This is a genomic window from Streptomyces sp. NPDC046900 (assembly GCF_040644975.1).
GTDB lineage: Bacteria > Actinomycetota > Actinomycetes > Streptomycetales > Streptomycetaceae > Streptomyces.
In genome coordinates this window covers 1-14264 of the sequence record NZ_JBEYXD010000140.1, presented here as the reverse complement: position 1 = coordinate 14264, position 14264 = coordinate 1, and the positions used below count along the sequence as shown (strand labels likewise).

The window sequence follows — 14264 nt, the reverse complement described above, 5'->3', positions numbered from 1 at the left end:
GTGACCCTGGCCGTCCAGGGTGATGGCGCCGGCCTTGACGGTCTCGCCCTTGGTGGCGGCGGTCGGAGCCCAGGCCTCGATGTGCCAGTCGACCTGCTGGACCGCATCGAAGCCGAAGGCGTCGAGGTAGAACGTGCAGACGTGGGGCTCGTTGCGGCGCAACTCCTCGCCTGTCTTGGCGTCGTGGATCTTCACTGTGCCGTTGTCACCGGGAGCGGTGGCGTGCGCGACCGGCGCAAGAAGCAGCACGGCCGAGACACCGGCGGTCAGCGCGCCGGCGCGGATAAGGGTACGCATGGGGCAGGCCCATCTTCGAGATACGAACGGGAAGACGTGGAGGGGGCGGCTCAGCTTTAGCCAGACTTGACGATAGGTCAAGCACGAACAGACAACGAACGGACCTATCACCGACGTGGGAGCCATCCCCGGGACCCCGCAGGCGTCCCGCCGGGTGTGGAGGCGCCATCTCAGCGCCCCTCTCGCTCAACTGGGCATGCCGGCGGCTATGCCCGTCTAGCCGGCATCGCCGTCTTTCACCAAGACGATGATGTCGCCGTTGGGCCTGCCCATGACCGGGTATCCCAGGGAGGTCATCAAACCCGAGACGGCAGCCTGCACCGCAACCCGCATGCCGTCCCGGCAAGCACCGCCAGGCTGGTCAGCAGCCAGCGCAGCGAATCCGTCAGACGTCGCCCAGGCGACCAGCACGCCGGCAGGGGTCCCACTGATCTGGAGACCGGTCATCCGACGATCCACTCCGCCGACCACCTGAAATCCCGCCTGGTTCAGAGCATGCCGGACCCGCGCGACAAGCTCATCCACCTCACGAGACACATTCCTCGCCTGCCCGCAGCCGGGCCCTTCACACCCAGACGCGCGGGGGGCTTCGTGGGCGATCTGTAAGGCTCGCGAGGTCGGCACCACACAGATGTGTTGACCTCATGGCGGCGGGCGGTCACCCGTGACACTCGAAACCCGCGCGGCGCTGGAGAAAGTGACCCCCGGTGGTGGGTCGGGCCGCCTGCCCTCCAGGGGAGGTGCGCGGGCGGCATCGTGCAGGGGCAGGGCCGTTTCCCCCCGTGACGGGTCTGCCCCTGCACGTGTCTTCCGGAGAACGGGGCAACTTACCAAGCCGTGCCGATCAAGTGCTGAAGGTGCCGGGCCTGCCGACGAGGTCGACCGCCTCATCGGTCCCGTCGCTTCCCCCGGCCTCGGCCGTACCGACCGCTCCGCTCTCCTTCCCCGCCCCGACGCCTTCTCGCACGCCCTCGCCGAAGCTGCCGTAGCGCCCGTACACGCGTCCGCAAAAAATTCTTCGCCCGGCGCGACGGACGCCCCTCCCGTAGAGAAGACGTCGGAGCTGCTCCACGGGCGAAGGGCGGAACCGGATGGTTGTCGAGATCTGTGTGGAAGGGCTGACCAAGTCGTCGCCCCGGGCTTGAACGCCCTCCCATAGCAACCTGCCTGTGCTGACAGTGCCACCGCTCTGACCGCAGACGGCCACGCTTGAGCCACGTAAGCCACCCAGCGATACCGATGTGGTCACCCGCCGGGCAGTTCGGCCTACCGCGCGGCTGCCAGCATCCTTCGTGCACCCTCCCGGACGATCTCGTCGATCAGGGCGGAGCCGTGAGCGGTGGTGCCGTCGTCGTTCACAACGCTGAGCACGAACGTCCCTTCCCGGCCGGTGCTGCGAACACCGGTCTTGCTCGGTGACCTATCGATCAATTACCCAGGAAGGTACGTCCTCCCCGAGCCGATCCACAGGTCTTGAGAATGGCTCCCAAGGAGACGAACTCCCTGTCTGCACACGCGACTTCAAACCCCACACTTCAGCAGGTCGGATGACCCGCGAGGTTAAACGCCACGCTTAGTGATGGTGAGGCACTCAACGGTCAATGACCGGGGCCTAAGGCGGAATTGTGGAGGTAGTGCGCCAATGAGTTCACTGTACACCCACCCCTCCCATTGATTGAACATGAAACGATAGAGCCTTTCCAAACCCTCCGCTCAAAAAGGACGACCGTCATGCTCTTCTCGCTCCGCCGGAAGCATAGGGACACGACTTCGACAGCCCTACTCCCAACGCTTCCCCAGGGTGCCGGAGTTCTCAGTTGCGAGGTCGTGGACCCGGTAGGGCTGCCGCTGCACCGTGCGACAGTCACAGTGACCAACGGCGCCACGCACTCCATGGTGGTCACCTCCCTCACCGACCCCTACGGGCGGTTTGTCACTATGGTGCCGCCTGGCGAATACACAGTCCTGGTGACCGCTGACAGCCTGGAGCCTGTCCGCAGGTCCGCCACAGCATCTGCCGGATCACTTCGCGACTTGGGGCAGATCCAACTGCGCCCCTCCCCCATTAAAGAGCTTCCCATACCTGGCAGTTGGGTATTCGACCCGCCGCACACCGCCATCCGCTTTATCGCGCAGCACGTGGGCATGGCGCACGTCCACGGCCGCTTCACCCGGTTCGACGGTGACATCAAGATTGGCGAACGGATGGAGGACTCGTACGTCGAGGTCTCCATCGAGGCAGCCAGCATCACCACCGGCAACAAAACCCGCGACAGCCATCTGTGTTCGCCCGACTTTCTCGACGTGCGCAGTTACCCCTACATTCATTTCGCCAGCGAGGCCTTCGTGCACCGGCACGGCGCCCAGTGGACCGTACAGGGCGTGCTCACCATGCACGGTGTCAGTCGTTCCGTACAGCTGGATACCACCTACCTGGGTATGGTCAACGGAGGCTACGAACAGGAGTTGCGCTGCGCTGCGCTGGCCACTGCGGAGTTGCACCGAGAGGACTTCACTCTCAACTGGCGCTCGATGCTGGCTCGTGGCATCGCTGTGGTAGGACCGCGGATCAAGTTGGAACTGGATCTCCAGGCAATGTTCCAGGGTCCGGATACTCCGACGCCGCCGCAGTAGCGCCCCCATGATTCTCGAGGAGCCGGACTCATACATTCGAGCCCCGGGTTCATGACCCTGGATCGTTGTCGCCTTCATCGGCAGCTACGTGGTCGGCTCCGGAAGGGGTTCTCGTCCCCGAACCGCCCCTCACGCTGCCCGGCGGCGGTGTGCTACCGGACGCAGGGCCGCTGACCACCGGCAACGGCTGGAGCACGATGGGCGTCTCCCCCTCCACAACTGCCGCTACTCGGCGGTAATGTCGCCACCCGTCGGAAGCATAGACCGGCGGGTGAGCGCGAAGGGGCCCTCATGGCGACGGACACGCCTGCGGACACAGCAGCCGCCGACGAGCGTTGGCAGCGCATGTGGAGCCATCGCGAGCAGCTGCTCAAGGTGGCCCGGCGGCGATCCATGAACCAGGAGGACGCCGAGGACGCCGTTCACGAGGCAATGCTGCGGGCCGCGGAGCGCCCGGACCTCGACGACGAGCGGCTCGGCGCCTGGCTGACGACGGTGACGATGCGGCTGTGCGTCGACCGGCACCGGCAGGTCAACCGCGAGGCCGAGGTGGGCAGCCGCCCCACACTCGTCGCGCCGGGCCCGATACCCGTCGAGGAGGCGGTGTGCGACCGGGCCGAGGCAAAGTGGCTCGCAGTGCGCAGCGGTGAGCTGCCCGCCCGGCAGGCGGAGGCGCTTCGGCTGAGGTCCGAGGACCTGGAGGTGAGCCAGGTCGCGGTGCGGATGGGGCTCAGCTACCGGACCGTCGAGTCGCTGCTCGCCCGAGCCCGACGGACGCTGCGCGCCTCCCTGGCCGGAACGCTCGGGCTGGTGCTGTTCCTCGTCGGACGCGGGCGGCTGCGCGGGAGCGGCAATGCCCAGGCGATCGCGGTCACCTCGACCGCGGCGACCCTGGTGGTAGCGGGGTTCGTGCTGCCGTACGCACTCGACGTGGGCGGAAACGGGAACGGTCCGGCGCCGCGGCCGGCCGTGTCCAGCGACGCGCAGGCCCTGGGCAGCGAGGCCACGGGCCGGGGGCACGCCCCCGGGATGCCCACCCCCTCGCCACCGCCGCCCGGGGCCTGGGGCCGGACGCCCTCACCCACCGGGGGAACGTCCCTGCCGGTGCCCGTGCCATCCCTGCCGGACCTGTCCGCATCCCCGCTCCCGAAACTATCGGCGCCGCAGGTCCCGCAGGTGCCCGAGGTGTGGAAGATGCCGGGCCTGCCAACGAGATCGGCCGCCTCGTCGGTCCCGACGCTTCCCCCGGCCTCGGCCGTACCGGCCGCTCCGCTCTCCGTCCCCGCCCCGACGCCTTCGCACACACCGTCGCCGAAGCTGCCGTAGCGCCCCCTACACGCGTCCGCAAATGCCCGTCAGCACGCCCTGGCACGCCGCGCCCTCGCGGTCCGCGACAAGTACGACGACCTGTGAAATGCCGACCCGGCGGAACACGGCGCCAGCCCGGCGGGTATAACCCGGGCCGGCAGGCACGCGGTGGCGAACGGCTGGGCGCCCGTGGGCGCCTGGGGCGACGACACGATCGACGACTCTGAGGCGGTCCCCAACTGGACCGGCCAGTGCGGCACGCCCGAAGGGTTCTGGCGCACCGCTACATCAATGTCCCCGCCTGCCCGCCGTGTCGAAGGCCTGCCCGCCACAGATGGACTGCCAGGGCGGAACGCTCGCCTATGCAGACGTCTGGCACCTCCGCCAGGGCCGCAGCCTGCGCGGCGCCAGCGGCGAGACCATCACCCCCAGATGTCCTCGCCGAGCCTCAGCCTGCCCCGGGGGTACAGAGGTGAGCGCACTCCTTCAGGTCCGGCCGGCCGCGTTCCCGCTCGTTGGGTTCAGCGCTGCGCCGCCCGTGCGTGCCTGGGCGGCGTGGTGCGGCCTGGGCGGGCGGGACGGCCTGGCCCTGCTGATATGCCGGTCCTCAAGGCTCGACCGGCCCGGCTGGGACACCTGCATGGCGGCCGGGTTCGCGCACATGTCCGATCACAAGAAGGGAGGCCGACTGTGATCCAGTCTGGCGACCGAGTCGACGTCGTCATCGACGTCTTTGTCGAGGACGACGCGTACAAGGTGGTGATGTCCGGCGTGATCCGGCCCGGCCAGCCCGTGCCGAGCCTTCCTGTGGGGGCGACCCGCAACATCGTTCAGACGTGGCTGGACGTGCGCCACAGCGTGAGCGCTTTCGCTATCCAGCGCACGGGAGAGGAAGAGGTCCATGGCTGACGAGCTGGTGACGTTTCTACGCGACCGACTCGAGGAGGACGACGAGACCGCCCGCAAGGCCACCGTCCGCCGCAGGGGTGGAGAGGCCTGGTCGTACGATCCACCCGCCGTGCGCGCGCAGAGCGGCATGGTCATCGCCGAGCGCATCGTGCCGGTCCTTGGCGAGCACATCGCCGGCCACGACCCGGCCCGCGCTCTCGCCGAAGTGGAAGCCAAGCGGCGGATCATCCGGGCCCACGACAAGTGGTGCCAGGGCGAGTGCGAGGCCGAGTACCCGGACGGTGGCTTCGACGCCGCGTACTACTGGTCGATCAAGTCGCTCGCCGCCGCATACGGCGATCACCCTGCCTACCGAGAGGAATGGAGACCATGACCGCTGAGCGTGTCCGTGTCCTCGTCCTGCTGCTGTTCGGCGACCAGGCGGAGATCGTCGCCGACGTCCCGCCGGCGGTGCAGGCCGAGCCGGAGCGCTACCCGGCCACCGAGATCGCCGACGCCATCGGCATCCAGGTCCATGATCTGCCGGGCGTGCGGCTGACCGCCGAGGTCGGCGAGGACGGCCGGCTGTCCGGCTGGCGGTTCGCCTGACCAGCTGACGAGCACATCACCTGAAAGGGGTCGGCGCAGCTGCAGCACTTTCGTTCTGCATATGCATGAACGACTGGCCAAAGGATCATCGATGAGCGAACGGTTGGCCAACGGTCCACCCGCCCGGCGGAGCTACGGCCCTGCCGCGTGCGGGTACGTCTCTCTACACCTCGGCTCAGTCGCCCCCTCAGCAGGAGTCGAGGCTCACCGCCCCTGCCTCCCACGGCGTGGCGCCGGGAGGCAGGGGACGCGCCGTCCGTCAGGCGGCTTGGCTCGCACGGGAACGAGCGACCGGTGCATCGCTCGAAAGGTTTGCCGCGCGGCGAGGCTCGCCCCTCGGCTCGTCTCCGGTGCAACAGTGAACCCGGGCGCCTCACGTGGTCGGGCTCCCGTCCGGCCCGCCTCGTCTCCCTCACACCAGCGAGGCGGGCCCACCCGGGGCCGCCCAGCCGTCCGGGCAAACGTGGCGCGGCCACACTTCCGGACCACCGCCGTGCCACTCGATGGCGTCCGATTCGGCCACGTCCAGCTCATCCCAGCCCGCCAGCCCGGCGCGTCGCAGGAACACTGCCAAATCGTGCAGCGAGTACGCCGTGCCCAGGACCTCGTCATCGATGCGTATGCGGCGGCCGCCAGGCCCGCAAGGCGCATCCACGCTCACGCAACGCATGGCCATGGCCCTAGTTTCCCGTAGGCGAGGGCCAACCGCATTCCAAGAATGTGTGATCTTGGAGGTGCCGGGTAGGCGGCCCTGGTGTCGCCCGCGCTGCCTGAATTCGTGTCCGAGGTCAAGCACGCTCTGACGCAGGCTGGCTTTCACCTGGCCGAGGATGCCGACAACCGTCACCCGGGCCTGCGGGTGATGCCCGCCCCGTCTGGCGTCTTGATCAAGTGGACAGCTTCGGACGGCTTCACCGCCTTGGCTGCTGCCCGGTCGAGATCCTCCGGCGACGCCATGAAAGCCATCGTGCAGGCTGCGGTCTCGGGGCTGCTCGTCCAGCTCGGCCACACAGTGACGGAATCCCCGGACGGTGCCCACCTGCTCGTGATGGGCAACAGTTCCCGACCCTCTGACCCGTAACGGTGCGCCTCGCCCGGCCGCCTTGAAGGCCTGGGCACAGTTGGAGCGTTTCGAGCTGGCGTTATGGGGGCGGGGCAACTGTCCAACGAGGCTGCCAGGAGTGCCACATGGCTTCACAGGAACTTCACAGGCCTGCACACTGACACCCGGCCCCCCACGCCGGTCTCGACCTAGGGATCACTATGACCCTCACCGAACCGCGCCCTCACCATCCTCGCCGGCCTCGCAGCAGCCACGAGGGGATGGGGCCAACGGCCCCTCGCCCGGAAGCTGTGGCCGCCGCCGCCTGGTGGGCCGAGCAGCTCGCCACGCCCTCGCGCCATGATGTCGGCGCGCCGCTACGTACGGCCTTGGCGAACGTCACAACGGCCCACGGCAGGCGGCAGCGCACCCGCGAACAGATCGACGCGTTCCGCACCGCCCTCGCCGACAGGATCGAACAGCACCTCGCGAAGTACTGCTGGCTGCCCGACGAGCCTGACTTCGGCTCCTACATGCGTGCCGTCGTGGTCGATCCTGTGCCGGACGACGTGCTCGCGGACGCCGCCGAGCGCGCCGGCTTCAGGCTCACCTCGTTCGACCTGCCGATGAGAACCGTGATGTGGATCGACCCCGGCATCGTGAAGGTGGCTGCGGGCCACGGTGCCGGGTCCGTCGTCATCTGGGCGACACCCACCACTGCAACTCCTGGGAAGATGCCCCCTGACCACTGAGCGCATGACGGCCCGACGCGAAAGATGTGTAGAGCAGGCGGGCCCTCGTGTCGGGGAACGCTCCGTCGGGTACGTCTGCCTGCGATGTTGGGTCGCGGCGACCGGCTGGTGGTTGTCGACGGGCACGATGCACACGCCACCACGGAGCTCCTCAGGTGATTCCCGGGAAGGAGCTTGCTGGGGGCTGTGCAGGCGGCAGCTCAGCCCCCATGATGGCAACTGCCCAATGTGGGATGCCTCTTGGGCATCCGTGGCGCAACGGGCAAGCAGGGGGCGACATGACAGCAGTGCTGGCGAAGGCCAAGACCATCGCGTGGATCGGGTTGACGGTCATCGGGCTGTTCCTGCTTATGGCGCCGATCATGGACATACTCTCCGACCGCTCCCACGGCCTGCCGGCCGACCATGCGCCGGTCTTCACGAAGCTGGCCGGCGCCTCATTCAACACCATGCAGGGCTCCGCACCAGGAGCGGCGCACTACATCACCACCCTGGAATACGGCTATGCGCTGCACGAACTCACCTTCGCGCTGCTCTTCTTGGTCATTGTTCTCGTTCCCTTCCGCCGAGGGGAACGGTGGGCATGGTTCGCCTGCTGGTTCGTTTTGATCGCGGCGATCGGCTACACCGCCACCATCGCCGGCCACGACAGCACGCTGCTCGCACGGAGCCTGATCGCCGACATCGCGGTACCCGTCCTGTTGCTGCTGTCAGCCCGTGCCTTTCTCGGCGCCACCAGTGAAGGGAAGTTGTAGGGCGCGGCGCCAGGCGGTGTCGGCCAGTAGGCGCAGGCCGTTGAGGCCCACGATGACGGTGGATCCCTCGTGCCCGGCGACACCGAGCGGGAGCGGCAGGGTTCCGGCCAGGTCCCAGATGACCAGGCCGGTGATGAACAGCGCGGCGATGAGAAGGTTCTGCACCACCAGGCGCGTAGGTCTCGGGTTCGAATCCCGAAAGCGGCTCCACCAAACCCCAACTCAGAGTGGCTCTGAGCTGGGGTTTTTCGTTCAGTGGATACGGCGACGGCGCCGCGCACGTGCCGCCCTGGTGCTCGTGGTCTCAATTGCGGGTTCCGAGGGGGCATGAAGGTGTCTCCCATGCGGCGCATGGCGTCCTTCGAGAGGTGAGATCTCCCCTTCACGTACCGCCGGGTCTGACTGATCTGTGTGTGTCGAAGAATCTCCATGATCGTCGGCATGTCCACACCCAGTTCGTTCAAGATCGTCCCTGCGGTGTGACGGCTCCCGTCGTACAGACGACGATCATCGATACCGGCTTCCGCAAGTAACTCCTTGAACTCCGCCCAGTCGGCGCGCGGGTCCGATGGCCGACCGTCCGGCCGGCTGAACACCGCGCCGTACTCTTCCCACGCGTCGCCTGCGGCGGCGCGCTTCCGGCCCCGCACGGGTACGCGGACGACGGAGTGACGTCCTCCCCGCCGACGCGGGGCGCCGGCGGCCTCGTGCCGACGAGCCCAGGGCACGCGGTGCGGCTGCGACCGGAGTCGAAGAACTCGGCGACGATCCGCCCGTGTCCGGACACCAGGGCCTGGCCGTGTAACAGTTGCCACGCCGTGAGGTGTTCGGGTCCTGATGGTCCTCGGTCGACACCTGGCCGTAGAACGCGAAGCGGAGAGCGGCTGTTGAGGATCCGGCGGCCGGTGGTCGGGGAATCTCGCGAACCCAATCCACCAAAGCGGTCCCAGCAGCTGACGTTCCGGATATGCGCCCGCCGGAGTCACCTGATGCTGCCATGACGGGGGCACCTCCTTCGGGCCCTTCAACGTGTGGCGCGCGGCAAGCTGCTGCCGCGTCGAACCCTCGCTCCGGGCACCGGTGTTCCGCCGGGCGTGTACGCCGAGGCGCACCGGGCGCGGCAGCGGGCACTCGAAGCCGTGGTCTTCCACCGCCGTCTCCTCGGCGGTTTCGGCGGCCTTCGACCCCTGGCCGCCGACCTCAGCCGCAGACCGCTCCACCGCTTCGTCGGCCTCCTCGGCAGCGGCCCCCACGGTCCCGGGGGAGCGGTGAACCAGGCAGGAGCGGCCAGCCCCTCGGTCTCCGTGGCGGACTCCATCGACCGCGTTGTGGAACTTGCCTGTGAGCACGACCGAGACAGCGCAATCGGGACTCCCCGGACGTGAGCGCGAAGGACAGCGGTAGCAGGGCCTCGAGGAACTGCTCGTGGCTTCGACAACCCCGAGCCACCGCGAGGCCCTGCCTTCCTCTGTGCCGACCGCACCGCGATCACCCGATCAGGATCCCGGTTCGACCAGGCAAGCCGCTCGATCAGTGAGCGGATGGCTTCTTACCCGGCAGATCCGTCCCGTTGACGAGGCGTACCGGGACGGACCGGCCTCATTGGTCGGCGCGAGCTTCTCCGTCGGCCGATTCGCCGGGCTTGTCCAGGGTGGTGGTGACTGAGCTGCCCGCCCTTGCGTCCGTGCCGGCTGCGGTTGTGCCGGATCGCGGGCTGTCCGGGCTGTGTGCGGGCTGGGGTTCTTCGGTGCCGTCGACGGCCGTCCTGAGGGGGATTTCCTTGATGAAGACAATGGCCAGCAGGGCCACGAAGGCGATCGGGGCGGCGAGAAGGAAGATGGCGCCGGTGGCACGGCCGTAGGAGTCCTCGACGACCGTGGCGATCGGGCGGGGCAGGGTGCTGATGTTGGGCAGTGAGCCGTCGCCGGAGGCCTTGACGCCCAGGTCGGCCAAGCCGTCGGCTATGTAGGTGGCGACCTTGGAGGCAAGGACGGCGCCGAGCACGGAGACGCCGATGGCGCCGCCGAGGGTGCGGAAGAAGGCGACCACGGAGCTGGCCGCACCGAGTTCGTGCATCGGCACGGTGTTCTGCACCGCGAGGACCAGGTTCTGCATCGTCATGCCGACGCCGCAGCCGATGAGGAACATGTAGACGGCGAGCAGGCCGTAGGGTGTGTCGGCGCGGGCGGTGCCCATCAGGGCCAGACCGGCGATGAGCAGGACGCCGCCGAGCAGCAGGAACTTCTTCCACTTGCCGTAGGCGGTGATGAGGCGGCCGACGATGGTCGACGAGGCCACCAGACCGATGATCATCGGTAGGGTCATCACACCGGCGCTGGTCGGCGAGTCACCGCGGGATATCTGGAAGTACTGGCTGAGGAAGACCGTCGCGCCGAACATCGCGGTACCGACCGCGAGGCTGGCGACGACCGAGAGGGTCAGCGTGGTGTTGCGGAACAGGTGCATCGGGATGATCGGCTCCGCTGCCCGCTGTTCCACCAGCACGAACACAACGGCCAGGACGAGGGCGCCGAGGACCATGGCGATCGTCTGCCAGGACCACCAGTCGAAATTGTCACCGGCCAGGGAGACCCAGATCAGCAGCAGGGATACCGAGGCGGCCACGAGGACAGCGCCCAGGTAGTCGACCTTCACGTCGCGGGTGACCAGCGGAAGGCGCAGGGTGCGCTGGAGGACGACCAGGGCGGCCAGGGCGAAGGGGACGCCGACGTAGAAGCACCAGCGCCAGCCCAGCCAGGAGGTGTCCACGATCACGCCGCCGAGCAGCGGACCGCCGATGGTGCCCAGCGCCATGACCGCGCCGAGGTAGCCGTTGTACCGACCGCGCTCCCGCGGCGGGATGATCGAGGCCAGGATGACCTGGGCGAGGGCGGTCAGACCGCCGGCGCCGAGCCCTTGTACCACGCGGAAGGTGATGAGCATTCCGGTGTTCTGCGACAGGCCGGCCGCCGCCGAACCCACGATGAAGATCACCAGGGAGAGCTGCACCAGCAGCTTCTTGCTGGTCAGGTCGGCAAGCTTGCCCCAGATCGGCGTGGAGACGGTGGTCGCCAGCAGGGTGCTGGTCACCACCCAGGTGTAGGCGGACTGGCTGCCGTCGAGGTCCGAAATGATCCGCGGCAGGGCGTTGGACACGACCGTACTCGACAGGATCGCCACGAACAGGCCGAGCAGGAGGCCGGAGAGGGCCTCCATGATCTGTCTGTGCGTCATCGGTGCGTTGCCGGTGTGGGCGTCGGTAACGCCTGTACTCCCTTGATGGGCCACGTACTTGTTTCCTCTGGCTGCTTGTCGGTGCTCCCGCGCCGTCGCGGGAGGAGGATGTGCCGTCGGCGACTGTGAGCCGACAGTGGTTCAATCGCGCGTCTCGACCTGGTGGTGCGGCGGCGGAGCAGGTGTCGGCTGACCGCTGGTCCGGCCTGTCGCGTCGCCCCGCGGTTGCGCGTGGTGCGTGCGGTGGGACAGCCCGTCCCTGAGGCGCTCGAGCAGGGCGGTGAGGGTGGTGAGTTCCTCCGGTGTCCAGTCGGCGGTGGCTGCGGCGATCAGGTCGGTGTGGAACTGGAGGAGGGCCTCGACCAGGCTGCGGCCTTGCGGGGTGATGCTGACCAGGCTGGAGCGCCGGTCTTCGGGGTTGGTGCGGCGCACCACCAGGGCCTGCTGTTCCAGATGGCCCACCTGCCGGCTCACCACCGACAGATCGCAGTCCAGTCGGTGAGCCACTTCACGCAGTTGGGTCTCCCCGCAGTGGGCGAGTACGGCAAGTACGGCGGATCCGTTTCCCAGTCCCTGCGGCAGTTCCCGCACCAGCCGCCTCCGTATGGCGGCGATCGCGGTGAGCTGGCGCACGAGGTCGCCGAGAACATCGCTCTGGGCGCCGCCGCTCATGGATCCCCCGCCTTCGTCCAACAGTGCGGACGGGAAGCCGCCCCCCACCTCTTTGATTGCCTGAAGCAACCTTAATGAGAACCTGCACTGGATTCAAGTTTGGTCTGAGTGCACAGAATCCGGACAGGACCGCACCTACCTGCCAGGGGTCGGCCCTTCGAGTGGCCTTGAATTTGGATCGAGTTCAATATCCTTCCTAGAGTGCAGACATGCCCAACGAGACCGGGATGGGGCTTCGGGAGCGCAAGAAGCTCGCCACGTGGCAGGTGATTCGCGGCGCAGCCCTTCGGCTGATCGACCAGCACGACTTCGACTCCGTCAGCCTGGACGAGATCGCCGCTGCAGCAGGAGTGTCCCGGACCACGCTGTTCAACTACTTCGCCTCGAAGGAAGCGATCGTCCTCGATCCGGCCCCGCAGGATCCGGAGCTGTGGCGCTTGCTCATGGCCCAACGGCCCGAACAGGAAGCGCTGTGGGCTTCTCTCCAGGCTGTCCATCTCGGCTACCTGGCCACGTTCTCCGACCGTCTGGTGACGCAGAAGCGACTGATGGCCGAGTCTCCGACTCTCGCCGACTCGTCCCGCGAGCACGCGGCTCGCTTCAAGAGCGAGGTCCGACAGTGGGTCGCGGGCCGTACCCCGCCAGATGGCGAGGTCCACGCGGAACTCGCCGTCAACACGGCCGAGGCCGCGGTGGCAACGGCGTACATCCTGTGGCGTCCCGACGACGGTTTCGATCACCTCATGGAACTCGCGCAGCTCTGCTTCGAACAGGTCGGCCGCGGGTTCGCCAATCCCTGAGCCCCCTGCCGTGATCTGGTCACCCATCCGCGCCCGCGCCGGTCTGAATGGCCTTCGGTGACGTCCCGTTGTGGCTGTTGCGCGCATCGCGGTTCGCCGGGTCGGCCTCTCATGGCCGAGGTAGGAGCTCGGCGGTCACCCGCGGTGAGCCGTAAGTGCCGCCCGGACAAGGTGGCCTTCCCGGCTTCTTCAGAATCTCCCGTACGGTGGAGGCGGCAACCTCGATGCCCAGGACGGGCAGTTCGCCATGTATGTGTCGGTAGCCCCATTGTTGTTCTCGCATGCGAGCCGGAGTACGAGGGCGCGTACGGAGTGCACGGTCCGCGGCCGGCCCGGGTGCTTGGGCCGGGACCGCACGGCAGGCTGCCGGGCAACCAGGTCACGATGCCGGCGCAGTACCGTCTCGGGGCGCACCAGCGGCCGCAGCACATCCCGCGGGAGTCGGTGCAGCAGCGCCGCCTGTTCCGGCGCTGCAGCAGAACGGCGTCGCCGCGCTCAGGTCCTCCCCGCCGACGCGGGGGTGTTCCGTACGGCCCCTACGACGACACGAAGACGGACAGGTCCTCCCCGCCGACGCGGGGGTGTTCCGATGGACGTGTTCCCGGTCAAGGTCGCGAGCGTGTCCTCCCCGCCGACGCGGGGGTGTTCCGTGGCAGCTGTACGGGGAGGTCGGCCTGGAGTAGTCCTCCCGCCGATGCGGGGGTGTTCCGAAGGGCATGGAAGCGACGGACGTCGTTCCGCTGTCCTCCCCGCCGACGCGGGGGTGTTCCGTTCTTGAACCGGCCGACCAGCGCTGACAGACGCCGATCGGTGGCCACGGCGTCTTCGCAGGTCGAAGCTGCATCCACCCCAAGAGCCCCACGTCGGCATAGCCGTATCCCACTTCCTGCGTAACAAGCATGAGGCAGAGCAGGCAGCACGCGGTCTCAATCGTGGTCTCAACCGGTGTTGATTCCGGTCGCGTCCACTGCTGTCCACTAGAGTCCGGCAACCCCTCTGAGCAGGCGCGATGCCGTTCTTACGGACGCTCATGGACACACCCGGACCAAGATCGGACAACTCGTAATGCGTTAGGTCTCGGGTTCGAATCCCGAAAGCGGCTCCACCAAAACCCCACCCATGAGGGCCGGGCCTGTCAAGCGTAGAAGTGGCCCGGGCCTGCGGCTTTTTGTTCTTCGCCGAGGCGCTTTCCTTTGTGGGTCTTCCTCGTGCTCGTCTGGCAGGGCTGCTGTTCACAGCTCTGAATCGGGAGCGAGGAAGCGTCATCAATGTT

The 14264-nt window shown here is 67.8% G+C and carries 16 protein-coding genes, 1 tRNA gene, 3 pseudogenes and 1 CRISPR repeat array; of the genes and pseudogenes, 12 read left to right on the top strand and 8 right to left on the bottom strand.

What is annotated here, in order from left to right:
* The 3 genes and pseudogenes from ABZ904_RS47940 to ABZ904_RS47930 all read right to left on the bottom strand — a co-directional run.
* A pseudogene (locus ABZ904_RS47940) lies at window positions 1-297 on the bottom strand (hypothetical protein); the annotation flags it as partial.
* 216 nt (window positions 298-513) lie between these two features.
* The gene (locus tag ABZ904_RS47935) at window positions 514-822 is read right to left on the bottom strand and encodes a hypothetical protein (RefSeq protein WP_361830432.1); all 309 of its coding nucleotides are present in this window, start codon (window positions 820-822) and stop codon (window positions 514-516) included.
* Between the two features lie 319 nt (window positions 823-1141).
* Window positions 1142-1297 (bottom strand): hypothetical protein, encoded by a 156-nt coding sequence (locus tag ABZ904_RS47930; protein WP_359410450.1) that lies wholly within the window; start codon window positions 1295-1297, stop codon window positions 1142-1144.
* A 731-nt stretch (window positions 1298-2028) separates the two neighbouring features.
* Between ABZ904_RS47930 and ABZ904_RS47925 the strand changes: the two genes are divergently transcribed.
* The 6 genes from ABZ904_RS47925 (at window position 2029) to ABZ904_RS47900 (ending at window position 5736) form a co-directional block, all read left to right on the top strand.
* Window positions 2029-2931 carry a YceI family protein gene (locus ABZ904_RS47925; RefSeq protein ID WP_359410449.1) on the top strand — a complete coding sequence of 301 codons (903 nt, stop codon included), beginning with the start codon at window positions 2029-2031 and terminating at the stop codon, window positions 2929-2931.
* Window positions 2932-3222: 291 nt separating this feature from the next.
* The gene (locus tag ABZ904_RS47920; RefSeq protein WP_361830430.1) at window positions 3223-4257 is read left to right on the top strand and encodes a sigma-70 family RNA polymerase sigma factor; all 1035 of its coding nucleotides are present in this window, start codon (window positions 3223-3225) and stop codon (window positions 4255-4257) included.
* A 454-nt stretch (window positions 4258-4711) separates the two neighbouring features.
* On the top strand, window positions 4712-4933 hold the full coding sequence (locus ABZ904_RS47915) for a hypothetical protein (protein ID WP_361830428.1): 222 nt from the start codon (window positions 4712-4714) through the stop codon (window positions 4931-4933).
* Entirely contained in the window at window positions 4930-5148 is a 219-nt protein-coding gene (locus ABZ904_RS47910; RefSeq protein WP_359410447.1) for a hypothetical protein, read from the top strand. Before ABZ904_RS47915 ends, ABZ904_RS47910 begins: the two co-directional genes overlap by 4 nt.
* On the top strand, window positions 5141-5521 hold the full coding sequence (locus tag ABZ904_RS47905; protein ID WP_361830426.1) for a DUF6221 family protein: 381 nt from the start codon (window positions 5141-5143) through the stop codon (window positions 5519-5521). The genes ABZ904_RS47910 and ABZ904_RS47905 overlap by 8 nt, the downstream gene beginning before the upstream one ends.
* The gene (locus ABZ904_RS47900; RefSeq protein WP_361830424.1) at window positions 5518-5736 is read left to right on the top strand and encodes a hypothetical protein; all 219 of its coding nucleotides are present in this window, start codon (window positions 5518-5520) and stop codon (window positions 5734-5736) included. The genes ABZ904_RS47905 and ABZ904_RS47900 overlap by 4 nt, the downstream gene beginning before the upstream one ends.
* A gap of 412 nt (window positions 5737-6148) precedes the next feature.
* Here the strand turns inward: ABZ904_RS47900 and ABZ904_RS47895 are convergent, their stop codons facing one another.
* A complete protein-coding gene (locus tag ABZ904_RS47895) occupies window positions 6149-6412 on the bottom strand; it encodes a hypothetical protein (protein WP_360997150.1) in 264 nt (87 codons plus the stop codon).
* Between the two features lie 78 nt (window positions 6413-6490).
* Between ABZ904_RS47895 and ABZ904_RS47890 the strand changes: the two genes are divergently transcribed.
* From ABZ904_RS47890 to ABZ904_RS47875, 4 genes are all read left to right on the top strand, one after another.
* Complete coding sequence (locus ABZ904_RS47890; protein ID WP_361830422.1) at window positions 6491-6817, top strand: hypothetical protein; 327 nt, start codon at window positions 6491-6493, stop codon at window positions 6815-6817.
* A 350-nt stretch (window positions 6818-7167) separates the two neighbouring features.
* The gene (locus tag ABZ904_RS47885; protein ID WP_360997154.1) at window positions 7168-7530 is read left to right on the top strand and encodes a hypothetical protein; all 363 of its coding nucleotides are present in this window, start codon (window positions 7168-7170) and stop codon (window positions 7528-7530) included.
* A gap of 278 nt (window positions 7531-7808) precedes the next feature.
* Window positions 7809-8285, top strand: coding sequence for a hypothetical protein (locus ABZ904_RS47880; protein ID WP_361830420.1), 477 nt, complete (start codon window positions 7809-7811; stop codon window positions 8283-8285).
* 89 nt (window positions 8286-8374) lie between these two features.
* A tRNA-OTHER gene (locus ABZ904_RS47875) sits at window positions 8375-8498 on the top strand.
* Between the two features lie 39 nt (window positions 8499-8537).
* Here ABZ904_RS47875 and ABZ904_RS47870 read toward each other — a convergent pair.
* Window positions 8538-8920 (bottom strand): annotated as a pseudogene (locus ABZ904_RS47870) (tyrosine-type recombinase/integrase); the annotation flags it as partial.
* A 396-nt stretch (window positions 8921-9316) separates the two neighbouring features.
* On the opposite strand from ABZ904_RS47870, the gene ABZ904_RS47865 reads away from it, so the two are divergent.
* The gene (locus ABZ904_RS47865) at window positions 9317-9670 is read left to right on the top strand and encodes a hypothetical protein (RefSeq protein ID WP_360997156.1); all 354 of its coding nucleotides are present in this window, start codon (window positions 9317-9319) and stop codon (window positions 9668-9670) included.
* Window positions 9671-9884: 214 nt separating this feature from the next.
* Here the strand turns inward: ABZ904_RS47865 and ABZ904_RS47860 are convergent, their stop codons facing one another.
* Together ABZ904_RS47860 and ABZ904_RS47855 are read right to left on the bottom strand one after the other, a co-directional pair.
* Window positions 9885-11519, bottom strand: coding sequence for an MDR family MFS transporter (locus ABZ904_RS47860; protein ID WP_359394664.1), 1635 nt, complete (start codon window positions 11517-11519; stop codon window positions 9885-9887).
* 141 nt (window positions 11520-11660) lie between these two features.
* Window positions 11661-12191, bottom strand: a complete 531-nt coding sequence (locus tag ABZ904_RS47855) for a MarR family winged helix-turn-helix transcriptional regulator (RefSeq protein WP_359394666.1) — start codon at window positions 12189-12191, stop codon at window positions 11661-11663.
* A gap of 209 nt (window positions 12192-12400) precedes the next feature.
* Between ABZ904_RS47855 and ABZ904_RS47850 the strand changes: the two genes are divergently transcribed.
* Window positions 12401-12991: a helix-turn-helix domain-containing protein gene (locus tag ABZ904_RS47850; RefSeq protein WP_360997159.1), complete on the top strand. Its 591-nt coding sequence runs from the start codon at window positions 12401-12403 to the stop codon at window positions 12989-12991.
* Window positions 12992-13169: 178 nt separating this feature from the next.
* On the opposite strand, the pseudogene ABZ904_RS47845 reads toward ABZ904_RS47850, so the two are convergent.
* A pseudogene (locus tag ABZ904_RS47845) lies at window positions 13170-13450 on the bottom strand (integrase); the annotation flags it as partial.
* 40 nt (window positions 13451-13490) lie between these two features.
* A CRISPR array of direct repeats spans window positions 13491-13762; the repeat unit is 29 nt; unit sequence GTCCTCCCCGCCGACGCGGGGGTGTTCCG.
* Window positions 13763-14264 lie beyond the last annotated feature (502 nt).